The 22,363-nt window shown below is 64.8% G+C and carries 17 protein-coding genes; 4 read left to right on the forward strand and 13 right to left on the reverse strand.

Annotation, left to right across the window (positions count from 1 at the left end; genetic code table 11):
* Positions 1–189: 189 nt before the first annotated feature.
* The 6 genes from LB565_RS24285 to LB565_RS24310 all read right to left on the reverse strand — a co-directional run bounded on the left by LB565_RS24285 (position 190) and on the right by LB565_RS24310 (position 6,704).
* Entirely contained in the window at positions 190–1,188 is a 999-nt protein-coding gene (locus LB565_RS24285) for an ABC transporter ATP-binding protein (protein ID WP_224588449.1), read from the reverse strand.
* A 17-nt stretch (positions 1,189–1,205) separates the two neighbouring features.
* On the reverse strand, positions 1,206–2,219 hold the full coding sequence (locus tag LB565_RS24290) for a Gfo/Idh/MocA family protein (protein WP_263488634.1): 1,014 nt from the start codon (positions 2,217–2,219) through the stop codon (positions 1,206–1,208).
* A gap of 127 nt (positions 2,220–2,346) precedes the next feature.
* Positions 2,347–3,186, reverse strand: coding sequence for a carbohydrate ABC transporter permease (locus tag LB565_RS24295; RefSeq protein ID WP_224588451.1), 840 nt, complete (start codon positions 3,184–3,186; stop codon positions 2,347–2,349).
* Between the two features lie 8 nt (positions 3,187–3,194).
* Entirely contained in the window at positions 3,195–4,124 is a 930-nt protein-coding gene (locus LB565_RS24300; protein WP_128259962.1) for a carbohydrate ABC transporter permease, read from the reverse strand.
* Between the two features lie 256 nt (positions 4,125–4,380).
* Positions 4,381–5,640: an ABC transporter substrate-binding protein gene (locus LB565_RS24305; protein ID WP_224588452.1), complete on the reverse strand. Its 1,260-nt coding sequence runs from the start codon at positions 5,638–5,640 to the stop codon at positions 4,381–4,383.
* A 125-nt stretch (positions 5,641–5,765) separates the two neighbouring features.
* The gene (locus LB565_RS24310; RefSeq protein WP_224588453.1) at positions 5,766–6,704 is read right to left on the reverse strand and encodes an N-acetylmuramic acid 6-phosphate etherase; all 939 of its coding nucleotides are present in this window, start codon (positions 6,702–6,704) and stop codon (positions 5,766–5,768) included.
* 200 nt (positions 6,705–6,904) lie between these two features.
* Here LB565_RS24310 and LB565_RS24315 point away from each other — a divergent pair, with 200 nt between their 5' ends.
* Genes LB565_RS24315 through nagA form a run of 4 tightly spaced genes read left to right on the forward strand, consistent with a single transcriptional unit; the run spans position 6,905 to position 10,747 of the window.
* The gene (locus LB565_RS24315; RefSeq protein ID WP_224588454.1) at positions 6,905–7,786 is read left to right on the forward strand and encodes a BadF/BadG/BcrA/BcrD ATPase family protein; all 882 of its coding nucleotides are present in this window, start codon (positions 6,905–6,907) and stop codon (positions 7,784–7,786) included.
* Positions 7,783–8,562: a GntR family transcriptional regulator gene (locus tag LB565_RS24320; RefSeq protein WP_224588455.1), complete on the forward strand. Its 780-nt coding sequence runs from the start codon at positions 7,783–7,785 to the stop codon at positions 8,560–8,562. The genes LB565_RS24315 and LB565_RS24320 overlap by 4 nt, the downstream gene beginning before the upstream one ends.
* Positions 8,559–9,593: an SIS domain-containing protein gene (locus LB565_RS24325; protein WP_224588456.1), complete on the forward strand. Its 1,035-nt coding sequence runs from the start codon at positions 8,559–8,561 to the stop codon at positions 9,591–9,593. The genes LB565_RS24320 and LB565_RS24325 overlap by 4 nt, the downstream gene beginning before the upstream one ends.
* Positions 9,590–10,747, forward strand: coding sequence for an N-acetylglucosamine-6-phosphate deacetylase (nagA, locus tag LB565_RS24330; protein ID WP_224588457.1), 1,158 nt, complete (start codon positions 9,590–9,592; stop codon positions 10,745–10,747). The genes LB565_RS24325 and nagA overlap by 4 nt, the downstream gene beginning before the upstream one ends.
* 159 nt (positions 10,748–10,906) lie before the next feature.
* Here the strand turns inward: nagA and LB565_RS24335 are convergent, their stop codons facing one another.
* From LB565_RS24335 to LB565_RS24365, 7 genes are all read right to left on the reverse strand, one after another.
* Entirely contained in the window at positions 10,907–11,095 is a 189-nt protein-coding gene (locus LB565_RS24335) for a hypothetical protein (RefSeq protein WP_224588458.1), read from the reverse strand.
* A 360-nt stretch (positions 11,096–11,455) separates the two neighbouring features.
* Positions 11,456–12,973 (reverse strand): malonate--CoA ligase, encoded by a 1,518-nt coding sequence (locus LB565_RS24340; RefSeq protein ID WP_224588459.1) that lies wholly within the window; start codon positions 12,971–12,973, stop codon positions 11,456–11,458.
* A 107-nt stretch (positions 12,974–13,080) separates the two neighbouring features.
* On the reverse strand, positions 13,081–13,818 hold the full coding sequence (locus LB565_RS24345) for a GntR family transcriptional regulator (protein WP_224588460.1): 738 nt from the start codon (positions 13,816–13,818) through the stop codon (positions 13,081–13,083).
* Between the two features lie 261 nt (positions 13,819–14,079).
* Complete coding sequence (gene rpe, locus LB565_RS24350) at positions 14,080–14,757, reverse strand: ribulose-phosphate 3-epimerase (protein WP_224588461.1); 678 nt, start codon at positions 14,755–14,757, stop codon at positions 14,080–14,082.
* Between the two features lie 290 nt (positions 14,758–15,047).
* The gene (locus tag LB565_RS24355; protein WP_224588462.1) at positions 15,048–18,884 is read right to left on the reverse strand and encodes a DUF11 domain-containing protein; all 3,837 of its coding nucleotides are present in this window, start codon (positions 18,882–18,884) and stop codon (positions 15,048–15,050) included.
* A gap of 11 nt (positions 18,885–18,895) precedes the next feature.
* Positions 18,896–20,860, reverse strand: a complete 1,965-nt coding sequence (locus LB565_RS24360; protein ID WP_411970689.1) for a hypothetical protein — start codon at positions 20,858–20,860, stop codon at positions 18,896–18,898.
* A gap of 348 nt (positions 20,861–21,208) precedes the next feature.
* The gene (locus LB565_RS24365; protein WP_224588464.1) at positions 21,209–22,150 is read right to left on the reverse strand and encodes an alpha/beta hydrolase; all 942 of its coding nucleotides are present in this window, start codon (positions 22,148–22,150) and stop codon (positions 21,209–21,211) included.
* Between the last annotated feature and the right edge of the window lie 213 nt (positions 22,151–22,363).

The following is a 22,363-nucleotide window of genomic DNA, read 5'->3' on the forward strand; positions in this document are numbered from 1 at the left end:
TCCAGCCAGCATCTTGAATCACAAATCCAACCGAGCGGGAATCCCTTCCGATTCTATCGAGCAGTGAAACGCTCTAGCGCCGCGGTTCCTGCTCCACGGCTTCGACTTGGGTCTAGGTCTTCCCCCACTCCGTCGCCGCTTCGCGGCGCCACCTCTCCCCCCTCCGGAGGGAGAGGAAAGAAGCGGCGCCTACTTCAGCACCTTCCCATCCGGCCCAAACCTATACGTCTTCGCCGCATCCGGGGTCGCGTAGAGCGTCGCGCCCGGCTCGGCATTGTAGACGCCGAAGATGCGCACGGTGACCAGTCCCGCCTTCTCGCAGTCGAGATAGAGGTTGGTGTCGGCGCCGAGATGCTCGGCATGCACCACCGTGCCTTTCCAGGCGCCGGACTTCGCGTCGACGGTGAGATGTTCCGGACGCACGCCGATGGTCTTGGCCGTTTCGCCCAGCCTGGCGCCGTCGATGAAATTCATCTTCGGCGAGCCGATGAAGCCGGCGACGAATTCGTTGGCCGGCGAATTATAGAGCTCCATCGGGCTGCCGATCTGCTCGATGCGGCCGGCACTGAGCACCACGATCTTGTCGGCCAGCGTCATCGCCTCGACCTGGTCGTGAGTGACGTAGATCATCGTCGCCTTCAGCCGGCGGTGCAGCTGCGCGATCTCAAGCCTGGTGTTGACGCGCAGCGCCGCGTCGAGGTTCGACAGCGGTTCGTCGAACAGGAAAAGCTTCGGCTCGCGCACCACGGCGCGGCCGATGGCGACACGCTGGCGCTGCCCGCCCGACAGCTCCGCCGGCCGGCGCTCGAGATAGGGCTCGAGCGACAGCATGGCGGAAGCGATCTTGATGCGGCGCTCGATCTCGGCCGCAGGCGTGCCGGCCTGCTTGAGGCCCAGCGCCATGTTATTCTTCACCGTCAGATGCGGGTAGAGCGCATAGGTCTGGAACACCATGGCGATGCCGCGTTTCGCCGGCGGCGTGACCGAGACGTCCGCGCCATCGATCAGCACGCGGCCGGAAGTCGAATCCTCAAGCCCGGCGATCACGCGCAGCAGCGTCGACTTTCCGCAACCCGACGGGCCGACGAAGACGACGAACTCGCCATCCGTCACTTCGAGGTCGATGCCCTTCAGCACCTCGACCGGCCCGAAAGCCTTCTTCACATTCTCGATCTTCAGCGAGCCCACGGCTTCGTTCCTGTTCTCTAGAGTTTGACGGCGTTGCCGCTGCGCACGCTCTCGTCGGCGGCGAGGCAGACGGCGAGCGACTTCACGGCATCGTCCATGTGGCGGGTGAGGTCGATATTTTCGCGGATGGCCTTGAGCAGGAAGGCCTGTTCGAGATCGCAGAGCTCCTGGTGGCCCGGCTCGCCTTTCATCGACAGCAGTTGGTCTTCCTTGGCGAATTTGCCGTCCGGTCCGGTCGCCGCGCTGTGCAGGCGGATGGTCGATGTCTTGGTATGGGTGTCGATGTCGTCGGACTTCACGCCCTCTTTCATGACGATCGATACGCAGCCCTTGGGCGACATCACGTCCTTCACGAAGAAGGCCGTCTCCGAGATCATCGGTCCCCAGCCCGCCTCGTACCAGCCGACCGAGCCATCCTCGAACAGCACCTGCAGGTGGCCGTAATTGTACATCGAGGGCGCCACTTCATCGCTGAGCCGCACACCCATGCCGCGCACCTCGACCGGCCTCGCGTCGGTGATCTGCAGCATCACGTCGAGATAATGCACGCCGCAGTCGACGATCGGCGACGTCGTCCGCATCAATTGCTTGTGCGTCTCCCAGGTATGGCCGGAGGATTGCTGGTTGAGGTTCATGCGGAACACGTAGGGGCCGCCGAGCTTGCGCGCCTCGGCGATCAGCCGCATCCAGGACGGATGGTGGCGCAATATATAGCCGATCACCAGTTTCCTGCCGTTGGCCTTGGCGGCGTCGACGACGCGCTGCGCGTCGGCAACCGTCGTCGCCAGCGGCTTTTCGACGAAGACATGGCATCCCGCCTCGAACGCCCGCACCGCATAGTCGGCATGGCTGTCGGAATAGGTGGCGATCGCCGCGACGTCAGGCTTCTCGTCGCGCAGCGCGTCATCCAAGGAGCGCCTTATGCCGTAGCTCCCGAGCCCGTCCGGCAGCGGCACATCGGAACGGTTGACGAGTGCGGCGATCTCGAACCCCGGATTGGTATGATAGGCCAGCGCATGGCTGCGCCCCATATTGCCGAGGCCGGCGACGATTACCCGTAGAGGATTTGGGACACGAAGAGGGGTTTTATCGCTCACCTGACTGCTCCACTTTTTCCTGAGAGGGTGAATGCGCCGACGGAGAGTTGTAGGGCTCCGCTCACTTCACCGCTCCCGACGTGATGCCGCGGATCAGCTGCCGCGAGAAGATGACATAGAGGATCAGCACCGGCAGGATCGCCAGCGACAGCGCGGCCAGGATCGCGTTCCAGTTGGTGACGAACTGGCCGAGAAAGAGCTGTGCGCCGAGCGTCACGGTCTTCGTATCCTCCGAAGGCGCCAGGATCAGCGGGAACCATAGATCGTTCCAGATCGGGATCATGGTGAAGACGGCAACCGTCGCCATGGACGGACGCACCAGCGGCAGCACCAGCCGGAAGAAGATCGTGTATTCCGACAGTCCGTCGATCCTGCCCGCGTTCTTCAAATCGTCGGACACCTGCTTCATGAATTCCGACAGGATGAAGATTGCCAGCGGCAGGCCTTGCGCGGTGTAGACCAGGATCAGCGCCGTCAGCGTGTTGACCAGCCCGGTCGCCACCATGAGCTGCAGGATGGCGACGGTGCCGAGGCGGATCGGGATCATGATGCCGAGCGCCAGGTAGAGTCCCATCATCGTGTTACCGCGGAAGCGGTATTCCGAGAGCGCGAAGGCGGCCATCGCGCCGAACAGAAGCACGAAGAACAGCGAGGCGACGGTGACGACGAGGCTGTTCTGGAAATAGTGGATGAAGTCGCCCTGGCCGAACACGGTGGTGTAGCCGATCAGATCGAGGGTCTTTGGTGTCGGCGGTGTCAGCGGCGCGCCGAAGATGCCCGCGCGCGACTTGAACGAATTCATCACCACCAGGATCACAGGAAACAGCGCGATCGCAGTGTAGGTCAAAAGGATCGCATGCGCGCCGAGGGCGCGGGGAAGCGAACGGGTAGCTGTGCTCATGGCGCGCCTCAGAATTGGTAGCGACGCAGGCGCGTCTGCACGAGAAACAGGTAGACGCAGACGCCGGCGAGGATGATCAGGAACATGATCGTGGCGATCGCGGCGCCCATGTTGGGATCGCCGACCTGCAGCTGGAAGCCGAAGAAGGCGCGGTAGAGAAAGGTGCCGAGGATGTCGGTCGAATAGTTCGGCCCGGCGAGCGCCCCTTGCGCCGTATAGATCAGGTCGAAAGCATTGAAATTGCCGACGAAGGTCAGGATAGAGATGATGCCGATCGAGGGCAGGATCAGCGGCAGCTTGATCTTCCAGAACTGCGCCATGCCGGTAACGCCGTCGCATTCGGCCGCCTCGATCACCTCGTCGGGGATCGACAGCAGTGCCGCATAGATCAGCATCATCGGAATGCCGACGAACTGCCAGACCGAAACCAGGCTGAGCGCGGTCAGCGCATACTGCTCCTTGCCGAGCCACGGCGTGAAGAAGCTCTTCAACCCGACGAAATCCATCAGATGCGGCGCCACGCCCCAGATCGGCGACAGGATCAGCTTCCAGGCGAAGCCGACGATGACGAAAGACAGGATCGTCGGCACGAAGATCGCCGTGCGGTAAAACGCAGTGAAGCGCAGCCTGGGGCTAGAAAGAAGGGCCGCGAGCAGGATGCCGATCGGGTTCTGCACCAGCATGTGGATGATGAAGAACCAGACATTGTTGCGCAGCGCATTCCAGAAATTCACCGACCAGTTCGGATCGCCGAACAGCGTGCGGAAATTACCGAGGCCGACAAAGACCTGGGACTGTTCGATGTTGCGGAACAAGGAGAGCTGGAGGGTGCCGAACAGCGGCAGGATCATGAATGCGGTGTAGACCAGCACCGCCGGCGCCAGGAACACGCCGACATGCCAGCGGATCGGTCTTTTCGCTCGCGTTTCTGCAGCCATAAGTTTGGTAGCCATGAGTTTGGTAGCCATGAGTTCGGTTCCCCCGCCGTCTCTGGGTTCCAGTTCAGGTGATGCTAGCTGACGCCTCGATGCACGGCCCGCCCGTCCCTACCGAGGAACAACAGGACCAGCGACAGATCGGCTCCGTCTTCCCCGCAAGCTGAGGGTAAGACCGGGAGGCTGCGCCGACAATCGCTATCTGGAACTGTTCGAATGCCGGCCGGGGCGTGCCCGACCGGCATCGCGATCGATGCTCTTACTTCGCCGGCTTGTACCAGCTGTCGAGGCCGTCCTGCAGCTTCTTGGCCGCGGCCTCCGGCGTGTCGGTGCCGTTGATCACATTGGCCGATTCAACCCAGGTCTCGTTCTCGAGGTTCGGCGTGCCGCGCGACAGGATCTGGTAGGTCGAGCGGATCGTCGACTTGCACTTGCCGCGCCAGGAGACGAATTCCTGCGCCAGCGGGTCCTCCATCTTCACCGGCTTGCTGTTCAGGCTGAAGAAACCCGGCAGCGCATTGGCGTAGATGGTTGCGAAGTCAGGCGAGGCGACCCATTCCAGGAACTTCTTGGCTTCTGCCTGATGCTTCGAGGCCGCGTTCAGGCCCATGCCGATGTCGGTGTGGTCGGAGATGTAGCAGGTGTCGCCGGCTTTCTCGACCGGCGGCGGGAAGGCGCCCATCTTGAACTGCGCCTGCGTGTTGAACAGGCCGATCTCCCACGAGCCGGCCGGATAGATGGCGGCGCGGCCGAGCGTGAACAGGTTCTGGCTGTCCGGATAGGTCTGCGCCTCGAAGCCGTCGCCGAGATAAGGCTTCCACTTCGCCAGTTCCTTGAAGGGCTCGACCCACTGCGGATCGGTCAGCTTCTGCTTGCCCTTGATCAGCGCCAGGCGGCCTTCCTCGCCCTTCCAGTAGTTCGGGCCGATATTCTGGTAGCCCATGGTCGCGGCTTCCCAGAGGTCCTTGGTGCCCATCGCCATCGGAATGTAGGTGCCGTCGGCCTTGATCTTGTCGAGCGCCGCGAAGAACTCGTCGCGGGTCTGCGGCACCTTGATGCCGAGCTTGTCGAAGGCGTCCTTGTTGTAGATGAAGCCGTGGATCACGGAAGCCATCGGCACGCAGAAGCTCGATTTGCCGTCGTCGGTCTGCCAGGCGGCCTTGGCGACGGGCGAGAAGTTCTCCATGCCGGGCAGCGAGCTGATATCGGCAAGGTTGCCCTTCTTGAACAGTTCGAGCGACTTGTCGAAGGGGCGGCAGGTGATCAAGTCGCCGGCCGATCCGGCGGCGAGCTTGGCGCCCAGCGCCGCGTCATACTCGGTCGGGGCCGAAGGCGCGAACACCACCTTGATGCCGGGGTTCTTGGCTTCGAAGGCCGGAATGAGCTTGTCCTTCCAGATGGTCAGGTCGTCGCCGCGCCAGCTTTCGATGTTGAGCGTCACGTCCTCGGCCAGCGCCATCCCGGTCGTGCCGAGGATGCTTGTGCCGAGCAGAAGGGCCGTCAGTAGTTTGGTCTTCATCTTCAGTCTCCCTGTTGACCTTTTGCAGGTTCGGTTTTGAGAACAGGGGCTCAGCGCCCCTTGCTCCCCTCGCAAGCCCGTTTCACCCCGATGGAAATCGGGATGAAACAGGCCCTACCTCTTTGTTAGGGCATGATCTTTTCCGAAAAGCGGGTTCCACTTTCGGGATCATGCCCCAGCGCGGAAAGCGCCGGCCGAAGCTTCTGGCCGGCTCCTTCCAGTATCTTCTCGGCCGCGTCGGCGTTGGCGGCGCCCGCGGCGAGCAGAATGGCGGTTTTGACGACGCCGCCGCTTTCCTCGAGCAGGCGGGCGGCGTCGTCGCGGCTCTTGCCGCTGATGGCGGCGACCATGCGCACGGCGCGGTCGCGCAGCTTGATGTTGTCGGCGGTGAGATTGACCATGTAGCCGTCATGGACATGGCCGAGATGGATCGCGGTCAGCGTCGACAGCATGTTGAGCGCGATCTTCTGCGCGGTGCCCGCGCCCATGCGCGTCGAGCCGGCGATCAGCTCAGGCGGAGTTTCGAGCAGGATGGCGACGTCCGCCTGCTTGAACAGGACGGCGTCCCGGTTGTTGGCAATGGCGATGGTGGCGGCGCCCCGGCTGCGCGCGTCTTCGAGCGCCCGCACGGCATAGGGCGTGGAACCGCTGGCGGAGATGGCGATCAGGCAGTCGCCCTTGCCGATAGCAGCCGCGGCAACCGCCGCCGCCGCTTCCTCGGTGTCGTCCTCCGGTCCGCCGGCCAGCGTGCGGAAGGCCTCGTCGCCGCCGGCGATCAGGACGGCGATGCGGTCGCGCGCAATGCCGAAGGTGCCCGGCAGTTCCAGCGCGTCGGCCACCGCCATCAGGCCGGAGCTGCCGGCCGCCGCATAGGCGAGCCTGCCGCCGCCCTTCAATTGCTTTGCGATGAGTTCGGCGGCTACGGCAATCGCCGGGATGGCGCCATGCACGGCCTTGCTGGCCTCGATCTGGGCATTGGCCAGGAATGCCAGAATGGCTTCCGGGGCCTGGACATCCAGCCCCTCGGCATTCTGGTGGAGCGCTTCGGTGCGCGTCTCGGCCATCCATTTTCCTCCAACTGAGCGAACAATACCAAAAAAATACCACTTGTCCACACGCATTAACGAAATTCCGGCTGCGGACTTCGCTCGTTGGCAAATTAGCGTGGGTTTTCAATAAAATACGGCTTAACCTTTTTTGAGCCTAAATTAACTCTTGGCTATTGGTATTTTATTGGTATTATCCGGCCCCGAGGAGAAATCGCGTGAAATTCGTGCTTGGCATCGATGGCGGCGGCACCAGCTGCAGGGCGGCCCTTGCGACCGTCGACGGCGCCGTCCTCGGCCGCGCCAAGAGCGGCGCCGCCAATATTCGCACCGACCTCACTGGCGCCCGCGCCAACATTGTCGAGGCGGCCAGGCAGGCTTTCTTGGCCGCGGGCGAGGATCCGGAGTTGATCCCGCAAACACCGGCCGTTCTCGGCCTCGCCGGCGCCAATGTCGGCACCTACCGGCAGCAGCTCGAAGCGATCCTGCCCTTCAGCAAGAGCCGCGTCGAGACCGACGCGGAGATCGCGCTCGAGGGCGCGGTCGGGCCCAGTGACGGCGCCATGGCGATCCTGGGCACCGGCACCGCCTATATGGCGCGTAAAGAGGGCAAGTCGCGAGCGATTGGCGGCTGGGGTTTCCAGGTCGGCGACCAGGGCAGCGGCGCCCGCATCGGCCGCGACCTGCTGGAACAGACGCTGCTTGCCTATGACGGCATCCGTCCGGGCTCGCCCTTGACCGACGCCATGCTCGCCGTCTTCCGCAACAATCCCGAAGACGTCGTCGAATTCACCACCAACGCCAAGCCCGGCGATTTCGGCGGCTTCGCGCCAAAGGTTTTCGAGCATGCCGAAAAGGGCGATCTCGTCGCCAATTTTATCCTCGACAAGGCTGTCGCCGATGTCGAGGCCTCGCTCGGCGCGCTCGATCTTGCCGACAATGCTCCGCTCTGCCTGCTCGGCGGCCTGGCGCCGCTTTATGCGCCGCGCCTGTCGGCACGCTATCAGGCGCTGCTCAAAGCCCCGCTCGACGACGCGCTGGGCGGCGCCGTGCGGATGGCCCTGCGCATCTTCGCAGGTGGCTCTGAGGCGTCGCGATGAGCGCCGCCGACCAGATCTTCGCCATGCTGAAAGAATCCTCGCAGAGCGGCGCGCCGCTTTACCTGCAGCTCAGGCGCAGCATCGAGGAAGCGGTCAATCGCGGCCTGATCGGTCCGGGCGACGCGCTGCCGTCCGAGCGTGACATCGCCAGCAAGGCCGATATCTCGCGCGTCACCGTGCGCAAGGCGGTGCAGGACCTGGTCAAGGGCGGCATCCTCGTCCAGCGTCATGGCTCGGGCACCTTCGTCGCGCCGCGCATGGAGCGCGTCGAGCAGTCCCTGTCGCGGCTCACCTCCTTCACCGAGGATATGGCGCGCCGCGGCATGAATGTGCGTTCGGTGTGGCTCGACCGCGGCCTCTATGCGCCGTCGCCGGACGAGATGATGGTGCTGGGCCTCTCCTCGACCGAGCTGGTGGCGCGCGTCGCGCGCCTGCGCATCGCCAACGACACGCCGCTGGCGATCGAGCGCGCGGCGCTCTCGGCCAGCGTCCTGCCCGATCCCGAAGCGATCGGCTCCTCGCTCTATGCGGCGCTGGGCATGACCGGCAATCGCCCGGTCCGCGCCGTGCAGCGCATCTCGGCCACCAATCTCGGCGACGCCGATGCGCGCCTGCTGGAGGTGCCGCCGGGGGTTGCCGGACTGCAGATCGAGCGCATTTCCTATCTGGCGAGCGGCAAGGTGATCGAGTTCACCCGCTCGGTCTACAGGGGCGACGCCTATGATTTCGTCGCGGAACTCCGGCTGACCGGGCCGGGAGAGGAGATCCGGCCATGAGCGCCAACACCGCTACCCATATGCGGCGCGAGATCGACGAGATCCCTGAAGCCGCCGCCCGCCTTCTCGACGGCTCGGCCTCGGCTTTGGCCGAAGCGGGGCGCGGCCTGCGCGAGCGCGACCCCCATTTTGTCGTCACCGTGGCGCGCGGCTCGTCCGATCATGCCGCGACATTCATGAAATATGCCGTCGAGCTGACGGCCGGCCTGGCGGTGGCTTCCGTTGGTCCGTCGATCGCGTCGATCTATGGCGCCAGGTTGAAACTCCGGGGCTCGGCCTGTCTGGCGGTCTCGCAATCGGGCAAGAGCCCCGACATCGTTGCCATGGCCGAAACCGCGCGGGCCGGCGGCGCGCTGACCGTCGCCATCACCAACACGGCCGACTCGCCGCTCGCGCGCGCCTCCGACTATGCCATCGACATCCTGGCGGGGCCGGAGCGCTCCGTCGCGGCCACCAAGACCTTCGTCAATTCGGCTGTTGCCGGCCTTGCGCTGATGGCGCATGCCACCGATGACCAAGCACTGCTTAAGGCGCTCGCCGGCCTGCCCGGCCATTTCGAGAAGGCCATCGCCTGCGACTGGATGGCGCTCGCCGGCGCGCTGGAGAACCCGCAATCGCTGTTCATCCTCGGCCGCGGCCCGTCCTTCGCGATCGCCAGCGAGGCGGCGCTGAAATTCAAGGAAACCTGCGCCATGCACGCCGAGGCCTACAGCGCCGCCGAGGTCATGCATGGGCCGCTGGCACTGGTCGGGCCGGGGTTCCCGGTCCTGGCGCTTGCCGCGCGCGATGCGTCCGAACCTTCGGTCGCCGAAGCGGCCGACGGTCTGACGGCCAAGGGCGCCGCCGCCTTCATCACCTCCGACAAGGCAAAAGCCGCGCGTCTTCTGCCGCATGTCGCCACCGGCCATCCGCTGACCGATCCCCTGCCGCTGATCGTGTCCTTCTACGGCTTCGTCGAGGCTTTCGCGCGCCATCGCGGCCTTGACCCCGACACGCCGCGCAACCTGCGCAAGGTGACGGAAACCTTATGAGCGACCGTTTCGCACTCACCGGCGCCCGCATCTTCGACGGTGCCGACTGGCATGACAACGCCGCCCTTGTCGTCAAGGGCGACGTCGTCGAGGCCATCCTGCCCGCCGGGGCGGTTCCGTCCGGCGTTGCGACGGTCGAGACCGGTGGCGGCATGCTGGTGCCCGGTTTCGTCGACATCCAGGTCAATGGCGGCGGCGGCGTGATGCTCAACGACCATCCCGACGTCGCCTCGATCGAGACCATCTGCCGGGCGCATGCGCCTTTCGGCACCACGGCGCTGCTGGTGACGCTGATCACCGACACGCCGGCGATCACCGCCGCCGCCGTCACAGCCGGCGCCGAGGCGGCCAGAGAACAGGTGCCGGGCTTCCTCGGCCTGCATCTCGAAGGTCCGCATCTCTCCATCGTCCGCAAAGGCGCGCATGATCCGGCGCTGATCCGGCCGATGACCGACGCCGACCAGGCGGCCCTGATCGCGGCGCGCAGCGAGCTTCCTGTCCTGCTCACCACGATCGCGCCGGAATCGGTCGAGCCGGCCCGCGTCACGGCGCTCGCCAAAGCCGGCGTCGTCGTCAGCCTCGGCCATAGCGATACCGATTACGCGACCGCCACCGCCTTCGCCAAAGCCGGCGCGACGGTGGTCACGCACCTCTTCAACGCCATGAGCCAGATCGGCAACCGCGAGCCGGGCCTGGCGGGCGCGGCGATCGACACCGGCTTGTACGCCGGCATCATCGCCGACGGCATCCATGTCCATCCGGCGACGATGATCCTTGCGCTGCGCGGCAAGCAGGGTCCTGGCAAGATCGTGCTGGTCACCGACGCCATGGCGACCATCGGCACCGGCATGACCTCCTTCGCGCTCAACGGACGCACCATCTACCGCAAGGACGGGAGTCTGCGGCTTGCCGACGGCACGCTGGCCGGCGCCGATCTCGACATGATTTCCGCCGTGCGCTACGTCCATCGCGTCGTCGGCCTGGAGCTCGACGAGGCTTTGCGCATGGCTTCGCTCTACCCGGCCGAGGTGATCGGCCAGGCCCACAGGCTCGGCCGCTTCGCCAACGGGACAGCGGCCGACATTGTGAGGCTGTCGGAGGGGCTGGATGTGAAGAACGTCTGGATCGGCGGCGAGAAGGTCTTCGGCGGGTAGGCCCATCCTCTCGTCATATTCGGGCAGGTTTGACCGGGACAGACATTTGAGGCCTGCTACTTATCGGGCCTTAAAATGTGTCGCGGGTTTTTGAGAGTTTCGCGACAAAAGAGTTTTTGAGAGTTTCGCGACAAAAGAGATGCGCGGAAGATAGAAATGCTAAGGCTTACGTACCGTGACCTTTGGTGCGCCATCTTCGCCGACCTCGATTTTGATGCGTTCATCGCTAGGGATAGGTGGAGGTGCCACACTGGCAACTTTTACATCCTCCAGGCGATCCTCGGCTAGAAGTTCCTTTCCTCTTGCCGTTTTAAGGCGTTCCAGTTGATCGATTATGATCCCTGACATCTTTGCCTTCCGATGAACACGAAATTAGAGCGCTCACGAGAGATGTATGTCATCGCGACATGGTCTGCAAAGCAAATAGTGCAACAATCGCGATGATCGGAATAATAGCGCCTAGGCAATAGAAGAATAAGCTATCGTTGCCCGGCGGTTCCCCGTCCGTTAACGCTCCTTTCAAAATATCGGCAACGTCACAGGGTGCAACGATGAAGAATTCTGCAAGGTTAGCAGCGCCTTAGCGTCACGGAATGGATGCTAAGGTCTGCGCGCGTCGCTTCGCTCCTTGCTACGCCCTAGAATGACGAGGCGATGGGCGTCTTGGCCCGTCGCCGAGGCCTGCGGCTCGATAGTTATTAGCCGGCGCTATTTTGCCGTATAGATATCCTTATACGCCTCACGCAGTACGTTCTTCTGCACCTTGCCCATCGTGTTGCGCGGCAGTTCGTCGACGAAGATCACCTGCTTCGGATGCTTGTATTTCGCCAGCCGTCCGGCGATGGCGCCGGCAATGTCGGCGGCGCTGATCGCCGAGCCCGGCTTGCGCACCACCACCGCGGTGACGCCTTCGCCGAAATCGGGATGCGGCACGCCGATCACCGCGCTTTCGCTGACGCCGTCGAGCGCGTCGATCTCGCTCTCGATCTCCTTCGGATAGACATTGTAGCCGCCCGAGATGATCAGGTCCTTGCCGCGTCCGACGATGTGGACATAGCCGTCGGCATCGACCAGGCCGAGGTCGCCGGTGATGAAGAAGCCGTCGTCGCGGAACTCGGCCCTGGTCTTGTCGGGCATGCGCCAATAGCCGGCAAAGACATTCGGGCCCTTGACCTCGATCATGCCGATCTCGCCCTGGGCAAGCGACTTGCCGTTCTCGGGATCGGTGATGCGCAGCGAAACGCCGGGCAAGGGGAAGCCGACCGTGCCGGCGCGCCGCTCGCCGTCATAGGGGTTGGACGTGTTCATGTTGGTCTCGGTCATGCCGTAGCGCTCGAGGATGGCGTGGCCGGTGCGCTCGCGCCAGGCCTTGTGCGTCTCGGCCAAGAGCGGCGCCGAGCCGGAGATGAAGACCCGGATCGTCTTCGCCGCCTCGCGTGTCAGGCCGTCCTGTTGCAACAGCCGCACATAGAAGGTCGGCACGCCCATCAGCGCGGTCGCGCGCGGCAAGAGCGAAATGATGCGCGCCGGATCGAATTTCTGCTCGAATAGCATTTTCGCGCCGGCCATCAGGATGACGTTGGTGGCCACGAACAGGCCATGCGTGTGGAAGATGGGCAGCGCATGGATCAGCACGTCGTCCGCGCCGAAGCGCCATTGCTCCACCAGCACGCGGGCGTTGGAGGCGAGGTTCTCGTGGCTGAGCATCGCGCCCTTGGAACGGCCGGTCGTGCCGGAAGTATAGAGGATTGCGGCAAGATCGTCCGGCCCGCGCGCGACATCGCTGAAATCCGTCGCCTGCCGCGAAGCCTGGCTGGCCAGCGTTCCCTGTCCGTCGCGGCCGAGCGTCAGCACCGTGGCGCCGATCGCCGCGGCAAGCGGTTCGACGCCCGAAAGACGGTCCGGATCGCAAGCGATCAGCTTCGGCCCGGCGTCACGGAAGAAATAGTCTAGCTCGGGCAGCGTGTAGGCGGTGTTGAGCGGCAGGAAGATCGCGCCGGCGCGTAACGAGGCGAGATAGAGCAGCGCCGCCTCCGGGCTCTTCTCGACCTGGACCGCGACGCGGTCGCCGGGCTCGACGCCCGCCTGCGCCAGGGCATGCGCCAGCTGCGCCGATTTCGCCAGCATGTCGCCATAGGTGATCGAACGGCCGTCATCCGTCTCCATCAGCAGCCGGCCGGGCGCCGGCATGCGGGAACGAAAAGCGCTGAAGAGATGATTGGTCATGAAATGTCCTCAGGGCGGACGAAGGCCGAATGGCACATGCTTGCGCTCGCCTGAGCGAATACCAGATTTGGCGTCCGGAGCAAAAACTACGTTGATTTTTCAATCCGCTATTTGCGGCCGCGTTGGGACTTGCCCGCCCTCGGGTCATAGCCCTGGGCGAGGCGTTCCATGCACATCGCCGCGGTGATGCGGTAGTGATTGAGAAGCGCCTCGACCGCGCCGTCGGCGTCGCCATCCAGCGCGCGCTCGGCAATGATGCGGTGCTCGCCGAGATCGTCGCGCCCCGCGCCTGGCGCGTTTTGCGCGATCAGGCGGTAGCGTGAGGCCTGATCGGAAAGCTGATCGCAAAAGCCGATCAGCCAATGCGACCGGCATGCCGCGATCAGCGCGCGATGGAAGGCCCGGTGCAGCTTCTCCCACTCCGGATTGTTGGTTGTCGGGTCGTCCGGCAGGCGGCGCTCGGCGCGCGCAAGGCGGTGCAGCGCCAGCACCAGCTGCTCTTCCCATTCGGCGGTGCGGTGGGCAATGGATTCGCGCAGCGCCCGTTCCTCCAGCCAGCAGCGCGTGCGCGTCAATTCCTCCAGCTCCGCGGCGCTGACCGGCATCAGGAAGAAGCCGCGCTGGTCGTGACGGCCGAGCAGGCCTTCGGCGGCCAGGCGGTTGAGTGCCTCACGCACCGGCGAGGCGCCGGCGCCGTAGCGGGAAACGACCCATTCGACACGCAGTTTCGTTTCGGACTCCAGAGCTCCGCGCAGCAGGTCGTCGCGCAATTGCTGGTAGACCGAGCTGGCAAGCGTGCTTTTGCCGCCCTTGCTTTGGCCCGGCTCGGTGCTTCCGTTTGCCAATCAAACTCCTGTTGCTTGCCCCTGGTTTGCCAGGGTCCCTCGGCGAAGCAATTCCGTACATGTATCATACATCCGGGCAATGGCGCCTCAAGCGGAAGATGACGATATTCGACTTTAAGACAAGACGGGCCGTCTATTTATTGAACGAAGTAGAATCTCGATAAAAAAAGCTGATATTCCCACACTGCTTCACATATTGAACAGTCGTTCAATCTCTACCTCGGTTGCGCAACTTCCGCGAGAGATCGGACTGCTATGCGTTCAACTGGCGGTCTTGTCGGCAGCGGTGCGAATTGCTTCGATGTTCGCCTTATAGGCTTCGACGCTGCCGCCCTTGAAGACGGCGGCGCCCGCCACCAGCACATTGGCGCCGGCCGCGGTCACCAGCGGTGCCGTCTCGGCCGAGACGCCGCCGTCGATCTCGATGTGGATCGGCCGGCTGCCGATCAGCGCCTTCACCCGATTCACCTTGTCGATGATCGCCGGGATGAAGGCCTGTCCGCCGAAACCGGGATTGACCGTCATGATCAGGATCAGGTCGAGCCGGTCGAGCACATATTCGATCGCCGTTTCCGGCGTTGCCGGGTTGAGCGAGACGCCGGCCTTCTTGCCGAGGCTCTTGATGGTCTCCAACGAGCGGTCGAGATGCGGCCCGGCTTCGGCGTGCACCGTCATGCCGTCGCACCCGGCTTCGGCGAAGGCCGCCAGGTAGGGATCGGCCGGCGCAATCATCAGGTGGCAGTCGAAGAAGGCCTTGGTGCGATTGCGGATCGCCTTGATCACCGGCGGGCCGAAGGTGATGTTGGGCACGAAATGGCCGTCCATCACGTCGAGATGGATCCAGTCGGCGCCGGCCGCTACGACGGCCTCGACCTCATCGCCCAGCTTCGAGAAATCCGACGCCAGCACCGATGGCGCGATCAGGGTCTTCTTGCTCATGGCGCAAATTCTCCCGGCGGTCCTGTGCGCGTGGTCGCGCGCCTGTCAGGGCGATTGCCTAGAGCAATTCCAGGAAAAGTGCGAGCGCTTTTCCGTCCGGAATTGCGTAAAAACAAAGAGATAGGGCGTTCACCGTTTCCGTGAAACGGTGAAACGCCCCGGACCATGATCCGGCCAAGGGGAAGCAACTTTCGACGGGCGCATTGGCCCGCCTGCCGTAAGGCTTTCTTCGATGTGGAAAAGAAAACCCGCCGGATCGCTCCGGCGGGTCTCGATCTTCAGCCGCAAGATTACGGCTTGAAGTTCTGGATGTTGGCGCCCGCCGGATCCTGCAGCATGCGCCGCGGTTGGCGCTGCGGCACCAGTTGCTGCAGCACATTCGGGTTGAGCAGGATGCCGGGGTTGATCTCGATGTCCGGCCGCCTGCGGATCGGGTAGCAATCCGGATACTGTCCGGCCGTTCCGGCCGGGCAGCGCCGCCGGGTGAAGACCGGCTGGCACTGTCCATCGATGAACTCCGCACCCGGTGCGCATTCCAGCGGCGCCTTGCGGCAGGCGCCGTCGCGGATTTCGGTCCCGCGCGGGCAGACGCAGTCACCCCGCTTGTTGTGGACCTGGCCGCGGATGGCGCACTGCTCCTGGCTCGGCTTCGGCCGCTGGCAGGCCTTGCCCCGCACCACCAGGCCGTCCGGGCAGGCGCAGTTGCCGTCGGCGTCGCGCACCTGGCCGCGGACCGGGCACTGCTTCGACACGATCGGCCGGCAGGCGCCGCCGCGCACCTCCATGCCGCTCGGGCAGACGCAATCGCCATCGGCATTGCGGGACTGGCCGCGGATACGGCATTGGGGGGGCGGCTCCCTGTCAGGCACGCAAGCCTTGGCGGCACGGTCGAGATGCGTGCCTTTCGGGCAGACGCAGCCGTCTGTCGTCAGCACTGCGCCACGGATCGTGCATTTCGGCGGGACGACCTGGCACACGCCGTTCACCAGCTCGCCGCGGCGGCAGACGCAATTGCCGTTCTGGTCGCGGTACTGGCCGGGACGCAGCGTGCATTGTGGCTCCTGCGGCTCTTCGCCCCGCACGCATTTGCCGTTCTCCAGTTCGGTGCCGCGCGGGCAGACGCAGCGTCCGTCCTCGGTGCGGATCTGGCCCTGCAGCAGGACGCAACGCTGCGGCAGCGGCAGAAGCTTGCTGCCGCCGGACGAGCATTGGCCGTCACGGAAGGTGGTGCCTTCCGGACAGACACAGCGGCCGGCCGAGTTCAGCACCATTCCATACAAGCACTGGTTCTTAACCTCTCGGCTGACAGTGAAGGGATGGCACGCATAGGCCTTGCCGCGATCGCCCTGCACGCCGCTCGGCATGCGTGACAGCACGTCGCCGCCGCTTTGCACTGGAGTGTTCGGCGAGAGCACGCCGACGCAGTTCTGCCCGCTGACCGCGCCCTTGAGATCGGCAAGCCGCCCGTCGCCGGGAAGGGTCACGGTGACATGGTGCTTGCGGCTTTCGCCAGCACCCAGCGTCAGATTGGCGATGCAGGACGCCGGCAGCATCGCCGGCTCCGGCGAGCAGCCGAAGGGCGGCTCGATCGCGGTGATCCGGACGCCTTCCAGCCTGCCGATGCCGTCGATGCCGATCGCATCGCCGATGCGGACCGGGCCGGAGAAGGGGTTCGGCCCATCATTCGTGATGGTGATCTCGAACGAGCATGGTTCTCCCGGCCGGCATTCGGCATCGCCGGTCTTCTCGACACGGATGGTCGAGGCGCCGCCCTTCGCGCAGGCCTGACCGATCGGGTAGACGATGTCGTCGCCCGGCGCCGGCCCGTAGGAGCCGCGCGCGCAGTTATCGAACGCGCCATTGCCGCTCACCGTCACGTCGACGTGCTGGCTGGTTCCGGGTGTCATCACGGCGCCTGGAATCTGGCACGACAGCGTGTTGGCAGGCACCGGTCCGCAAGCCCAGTCCGCACTGTCCGGGGTGACGGTTTGAATCTGGACAGGCGCTCCGCCCGACACCAGCGTCGCGGCATCGCTGACCCGCACCGGGCCGGTCGGGGCGGCGGTGCCGGCATTGGTGACGGTGATGCGGCAGGAAACCGCGGCACCGGCAAGCGAGCCGTCGCAGGTCTTGGTGATGCGCAGGCCGGGCTGGCCGCCATTTGGATGGCGGATGCGCTCGGTGGCGCAGGTCTTGTTGTTGGCAAGGTCGACCTCGCCGGCAATGCCCTTCACCTCGGCGCAGTTCTCCACCGTGTCCGCGCGGTAGTTTGCGGGCATCACCGCTCTGACGACGATCGGCGTCGAGGCGCCCGGAGGTAGCGAGATGCCGGCAGTGTCGCAGCGGAACTGGCCGGGGCCGTTCGTTCCGCAGGCCCATGGCGGGCTCGGCCCGAAGGTCGACGAGGTCGGCGCGCCGCCGGGATAGGCGTCGATCACCGTCAGCGGCCCGTTATAGGTGCCGGTGCCGTTGTTGATGATATCGATCACGAAAGTGCAGGCGCCGTCCGGCGTGCAGACCGGGCTGCGCGCACGCTTCTTCAGGATCAGGTCGACCTTCTTCTCGACCGGCGGATTGCACTGCGGATCGCGATCGCCACGGCGGCAGATCGGGATCGAGGCGCAGCCGCGGTCGTTCTGCTGGCTGCCGAACAGCGGCTTGCCGCTGGCCTGGTAGTCATAGGCGGCACAGTTGCGCAGCGCGCCGCCCTGCCAGCCGCCCGCCGGCTTGAAGCCGAGCTTGAGGTTGACCGAGGCGCCGGGATTGAGCGTCGTCGCCGGATAGGTGCAGGTCATCGGCGTCGTGCCGGGCACACAGACCCAGGGCGCGTTCGGCCCGGAGGTCAGCACCGAGCCTGCCGGCAGCGTCACCTCGTCGAGCACGATCTTGCCGTTATAGCGCGCGTCGCCGACATTGGTGACGGTGATGGTGAAGTCGCAGCCGCCGGCCATCGTGCACCGCGGCACGTCGGCATGCTTCTCGACCTTGAGGTCCGGCTCCTTGTCCTTCGGCGGACATCTGAGATCACGCGGAATGACGATGTCGATGACCTGCGTGCAGCAGAGCGCCCAGCCTTCCTTCGGCCCGGCATAGGTTTCGATGCCGGTGACGACGAGATGGACGGTCTCGCCCGGCGAAGCGCCGATGATCTTCCAGTTCAGCACGCCGCCGCCGACCGGCACCTTTTGCATGTCGGGAACGATGCTGATGCCGGGCGTAGTCGTCGACACCTGCACCCCTTTGCCGCCCATCTCGGGTCCGACCGGCATATGGTAGATGAAGGCGCCGCCGCCGGGCACGCAGTCGACCGTGCCATGCTCGACCTTGAAGCATTCCTTGCCGGGAGGCGGAGGCGGCGGGTTGCATTTGGTCAGGTCGATGTTGATCGAGGTCTTCACGCCGGTCAGGAAATCGCCGTCGTCTGGTCTGTTCGGATCCTGCGAGTGGATCGTTGTTGCCGGACCGCCTCTGAAGGCCACCTCTATCTCACCCTGGTTATCGACCGTCGTCGGCACGGGAAAGGTCGCATGGTCTATCTTGGCGGTGATCCGGAAGGTGATGACGCGTTCGTTCGCGGCACCGACGCCATCGAGGTTAGCAGCGCTGATGCGGAAGTTGGAAACGCTGGCCGTGTCGTTCGGGCTGGCCGACATGCCGATTGAAGCAGCAGGCAGCGGCCCGCCGGAGGCGCTGGTGCCGTCGCCGGAGACATCGACGCTGACGATCTGCAGGCCGTGCGGCAGTTGGTCCTTGAAATCGAGCCTTGTCGCCTTGAGCAGGGCGGCCACGCTTGGCCGGTCGAAGTCCTGCGGGTCGCCATGGATGCCGAAGCTCAGGACATACTCGACGGAATCGCAGCTTTTCTGACTGCCTTTCTTGGTGAAGAAGGGCACGATCCGCGCGAGTTCCGCATTGATGCCGCGTGACGCCGGATTGGCGGCCTGATTGGTCGTGGCCGGAGCCTGGTCCTGGGCGAGCGCCGGCAAGGCCGGCAGCATGGCGACCGCGATACCGGCCGCCATCAGCCAGCGCGCGCCGCGCCTGGCATATGACAGGGGCTTCATGATCGTCTCCATGACGGTTTTCGAACGGCTCGAGACGGAGCGGGAAAGGGCGAGATTTGTCATCTGTCCCTCCCTCAACGTTCGCAGCTGACGGCTGGCGTTCTCAGCGGCAGCGTCATCTTGCAGCAAGGATAGTAGCCACCCTTGTCCTGGTCGGACTTGCGGTAGAAGCAGAGCCCGACATTGACGGTGTCGCCCGGATCATGGCCGGTGATGTCGACCGTGTAGGGCTTGCCCGGGACATGCGACATGGGGGTTGTCACCCCGACGCCGGGCGTCTGGGACTGCGCCTTGATCGAATCGCCGCCGAAGCCGGCATGGTCATGGAGATAGAGTTCGGCCCGCAGACCGCGCGGCGTGCAGTAGTAATGCACGTCCTCGACATCCACGCAGGGCGGCAGATTGCCGGGCGGCGGGAAGTCGGGCGGATAGAACGGAGGCAGATAGCCGCCGCCGGGGATTTCCTCGTAATAGCCGGCGCGGCCCTCGCAGGGGCGCCAGACCCTCACGTCGCCGACATGGCCTTGGACGTCCGGGTCCTCGAAATAGCCGTCGAAATCGACGAACCAGGAGCCGAAAGGCGGCACGTTGGCCGGCTTGACCAGCGCGCTCGGCGTCAGTTGCACGCCTTGCACGCCGAGCGGTCCGCCGGCGGCAAGCCGCTCGGCAAGCTCGGGATTGTCACGCAACTTGTCGCCGGTGTTGACGACGGTGTCGGTGCAGACGGAAGTGTCGAGATTGCCTTCGGCGTCATAGCGATATTGCAGGTCGACGCCGCCGGCCGACTGGCGATTGCCTTGCGGAAAACCGACGGCATATTCCTGCGGCACCTCGACCCAAGCCGATTCCGTCGCCGGATCGTCCGGGTCCTCGCGCCAGTAGCGGATCAGCTCGCCTTTGCCGGAATCGGCGAAACGGCTGTAATCGTAGCGGTTCTCGACCGGGCCGCGCTGGGCGAGATACATGAAGCCTTTATTGTCGAAGGCGATGTCGGTGACGGCATAATCCTTGTCTGCCCTGACCGTCAGTTCCCAGCGCGGATCGCCGGCAAAACTTCCGTCGCTCGCAATGCCGACCGACCAGATTTCGGCCTTCTCGCCGACGGAATAATAGAGCCGCCCGCCATGATAGGCGACAGCCCAGACGCGGCGCGCATCCTGCGTATAGCCCCAGGTCTCGGGGTGTTCGCTATCGAAAGCGGCAGCCTGGATGTCCATCACGGCGCCGTCGTCGGCGACCGGGGCGAGCCCATGCACCGGGCGCCCGGCAACGCCATGGTCGAAACTGTCGATCAGATTGCCCTCGATATCGATGCGGTGAATCAGCCCGGTGTCGAGATCCGAAGCGAAGAACTCGCGATGGGTCGGATCGAAGGCGAGATTGCCGATGCCCGGCCCGCTGTTGGTGTCGATGTCGGCGAATTTGGAAACGGCGCCCGTGATGCCGTCGATCTTCCAGATCGTGCCTGGGCCGCCGCCATTCTCGGTGCCGAATTGGCCGTCCATGAAGGTGGCGCCCGCGGCGCCGCGGCGCTGCCGTTCCGGCCTGCCGTCGCTGTCGGCGTCCGGGGTGACGATCTCGATGCCATGCAGCGAGGTCGCAGCTGCGTAGAGGTTGGGAGCGCCTGACGGCACGCCGTCGCGCACGCCATCGTCATAGGTCAGGCCGAACACCTCGCCGATCTGCCCGGCCGTCACCTCGAAGGGCGGGCGCGTGTTGACGAGCTGGCCGGAGGCCGGCCCGCCGAGATGCGAGACGTCGAAAATGCGCAAGGAGGCGCGGGACGTATCGATGAAGGTCTCGTCGACCGGGTCGGCGCCGGGCGGCAATCCCTGATCGAAATCGGGAATGGTGGTGCCCGGAAAGCCGGTGACCGCCATCGAACCGGGATGGATGATCTGGGCTTCCTGCGCCTTCGCCGCGCCGCCGAGCCACAAGCCGGCGGACAGCGCGAAAGCGAGAATTCCGCTGCTTGTTGCGATCGCGCGGCTCAAACGGCGGCCACGGGAACGCAGGAACGAGCCGCGAACGCCAGACATTGAACTCCCCCCGAAGCCGCTGGAAGGAACGTCCGCCTCTACCGCGCCAACCAGGGCAAGGCGCGGCGTTCCAGCACGTTCTTCCCCGATCGTAGTGTCTGTTTTCCTCTTTGTGACGATACGCCGGCTGCTGGGCAGGGTCAACGGAATCAGCCGGAAGCCCAGCGCGTCGACCCCTTCCCGAAGGCGGTGATCGCGCCGGGTTCGCGTTGTTCCCGGAGACTGCGAAGTCTCTGGGTTTCTGGTCATGGCGGCTTCCTTTCCGGGCCGCGCCATTGCGGCGCCTGACCGTCAGTCGCCGGCTGGCGGGGAAAGGTTCATGGGCGAAGCGGAAAGCGCCGTCGGGTGTTACCAGATCCAGTCGCCCCGGCCGAGCGCCGAAACAGCCTCGACGATGCGCGTGAAGCTCGTCCGCGCCCGGCCGACCATGTGTCTGGCCCTGAGGTAGCCATGCACCAGCCCAGGCTCCTCGAACCAGGTTGCGTGTCCGCCGGCCGCGACGATGCGGTCGCGATAGGCCTCGCCGTCGGACGACAGCGGGTCGCATTCGGCGGTGATCAGCACCGTTGGCGGCAGGTTTGCGAAATCGGCGTCGGCGAGCGGGTAGAGCGTGATGTCGCCGGTCCGGTCCACGCCGCCGGTTCGGATATGCTTGTAGAAGTCGAGGTCGCGCGCCGTCAGCATCGGCGCCTCGGCATGGGTCACGTAGGAGCCGCGCGAATGGTCGCCGCCAAGGCTAGGATAGATCAGCATCTGGCCGGCAGGTTTCTTGGCGTGACCGCGCGTGGCATGCGCTACCGCCGCGCAGAGATTGCCGCCGGCGCTGTCGCCGCAGAGCACGATCGCGCGGTCATAGGTTTCGGCGGCCCATTCGAAGGCATCCATGGCGTCGTCGAAGGCCGCCGGATGCAGATGCTCCGGCGCAAGCCGGTAATCGAGCGAAACCACATCGAAGCCGGTGCGGGCGCAAAGCTCGGCGCAGACATCGTCATGGCTGTCCAGCCCGCCAAGGATGAAGCCGCCGCCATGAAGGTAGAGCACCGTCGCGGCGTTGTTCGGGGCGGCGTTGCGGTAGATGCGGATCGAGATGCTGTTGGTTGCTGCGGCAACGGCAGTCGTCTCCGCCGTCACCCCTTGCGGATATCCGGCAAAGAACTCCCGGCACATCCGGTCGTAGACCGCGCGTTGCTCTTCGATCGTGTAGTGGATCGTGTCCGGCGGATAGTAGGAATTGGTCTTCTCGATGAAGGCCCAGGTTTCTGCGTCGATAAGGGTTTTGTAGTCGGTCATGCCGGATGACCAACTTTGGATGATTGCGCCCAGGCCCCCCTCTCTGTCCTGCCGGACATCTCCCCCTCAAGGGGGGAGATTGGCAGTTTCATCGACGGCACTTCTTTCCCAACGTCGGCGATTGGCGAAAGCGGGCGTGACATCTGATCTCCCCCCTTGAGGGGGAGATGCCCGGCAGGGCAGAGAGGGGGGCCTCGCTCCGTCATCTCCGCA

Origin of the sequence: Mesorhizobium sp. CA14 (assembly GCF_020165195.1) — a bacterium.
In the GTDB taxonomy this organism is placed as follows: domain Bacteria; phylum Pseudomonadota; class Alphaproteobacteria; order Rhizobiales; family Rhizobiaceae; genus Mesorhizobium.

Bases quoted from the DNA above. Each gene is read 5' to 3' on its own strand.
- LB565_RS24290 (WP_263488634.1), bottom strand. From the start codon at position 2,219: ATGGGGCGCAGCCATGCGCTGGCCTATCATACCAATCCGGGGTTCGAG.
- LB565_RS24295 (WP_224588451.1), bottom strand. From the start codon at position 3,186: ATGAGCACAGCTACCCGTTCGCTTCCCCGCGCCCTCGGCGCGCATGCG.
- LB565_RS24300 (WP_128259962.1), bottom strand. From the start codon at position 4,124: ATGGCTGCAGAAACGCGAGCGAAAAGACCGATCCGCTGGCATGTCGGC.
- LB565_RS24305 (WP_224588452.1), bottom strand. From the start codon at position 5,640: ATGAAGACCAAACTACTGACGGCCCTTCTGCTCGGCACAAGCATCCTC.
- LB565_RS24310 (WP_224588453.1), bottom strand. From the start codon at position 6,704: ATGGCCGAGACGCGCACCGAAGCGCTCCACCAGAATGCCGAGGGGCTG.
- LB565_RS24320 (WP_224588455.1), top strand. From the start codon at position 7,783: ATGAGCGCCGCCGACCAGATCTTCGCCATGCTGAAAGAATCCTCGCAG.
- LB565_RS24325 (WP_224588456.1), top strand. From the start codon at position 8,559: ATGAGCGCCAACACCGCTACCCATATGCGGCGCGAGATCGACGAGATC.
- nagA (WP_224588457.1), top strand. From the start codon at position 9,590: ATGAGCGACCGTTTCGCACTCACCGGCGCCCGCATCTTCGACGGTGCC.
- LB565_RS24335 (WP_224588458.1), bottom strand. From the start codon at position 11,095: ATGTCAGGGATCATAATCGATCAACTGGAACGCCTTAAAACGGCAAGA.
- LB565_RS24340 (WP_224588459.1), bottom strand. From the start codon at position 12,973: ATGACCAATCATCTCTTCAGCGCTTTTCGTTCCCGCATGCCGGCGCCC.
- rpe (WP_224588461.1), bottom strand. From the start codon at position 14,757: ATGAGCAAGAAGACCCTGATCGCGCCATCGGTGCTGGCGTCGGATTTC.
- LB565_RS24355 (WP_224588462.1), bottom strand. From the start codon at position 18,884: ATGACAAATCTCGCCCTTTCCCGCTCCGTCTCGAGCCGTTCGAAAACC.
- LB565_RS24360 (WP_411970689.1), bottom strand. From the start codon at position 20,860: ATGTCTGGCGTTCGCGGCTCGTTCCTGCGTTCCCGTGGCCGCCGTTTG.
- LB565_RS24365 (WP_224588464.1), bottom strand. From the start codon at position 22,150: ATGACCGACTACAAAACCCTTATCGACGCAGAAACCTGGGCCTTCATC.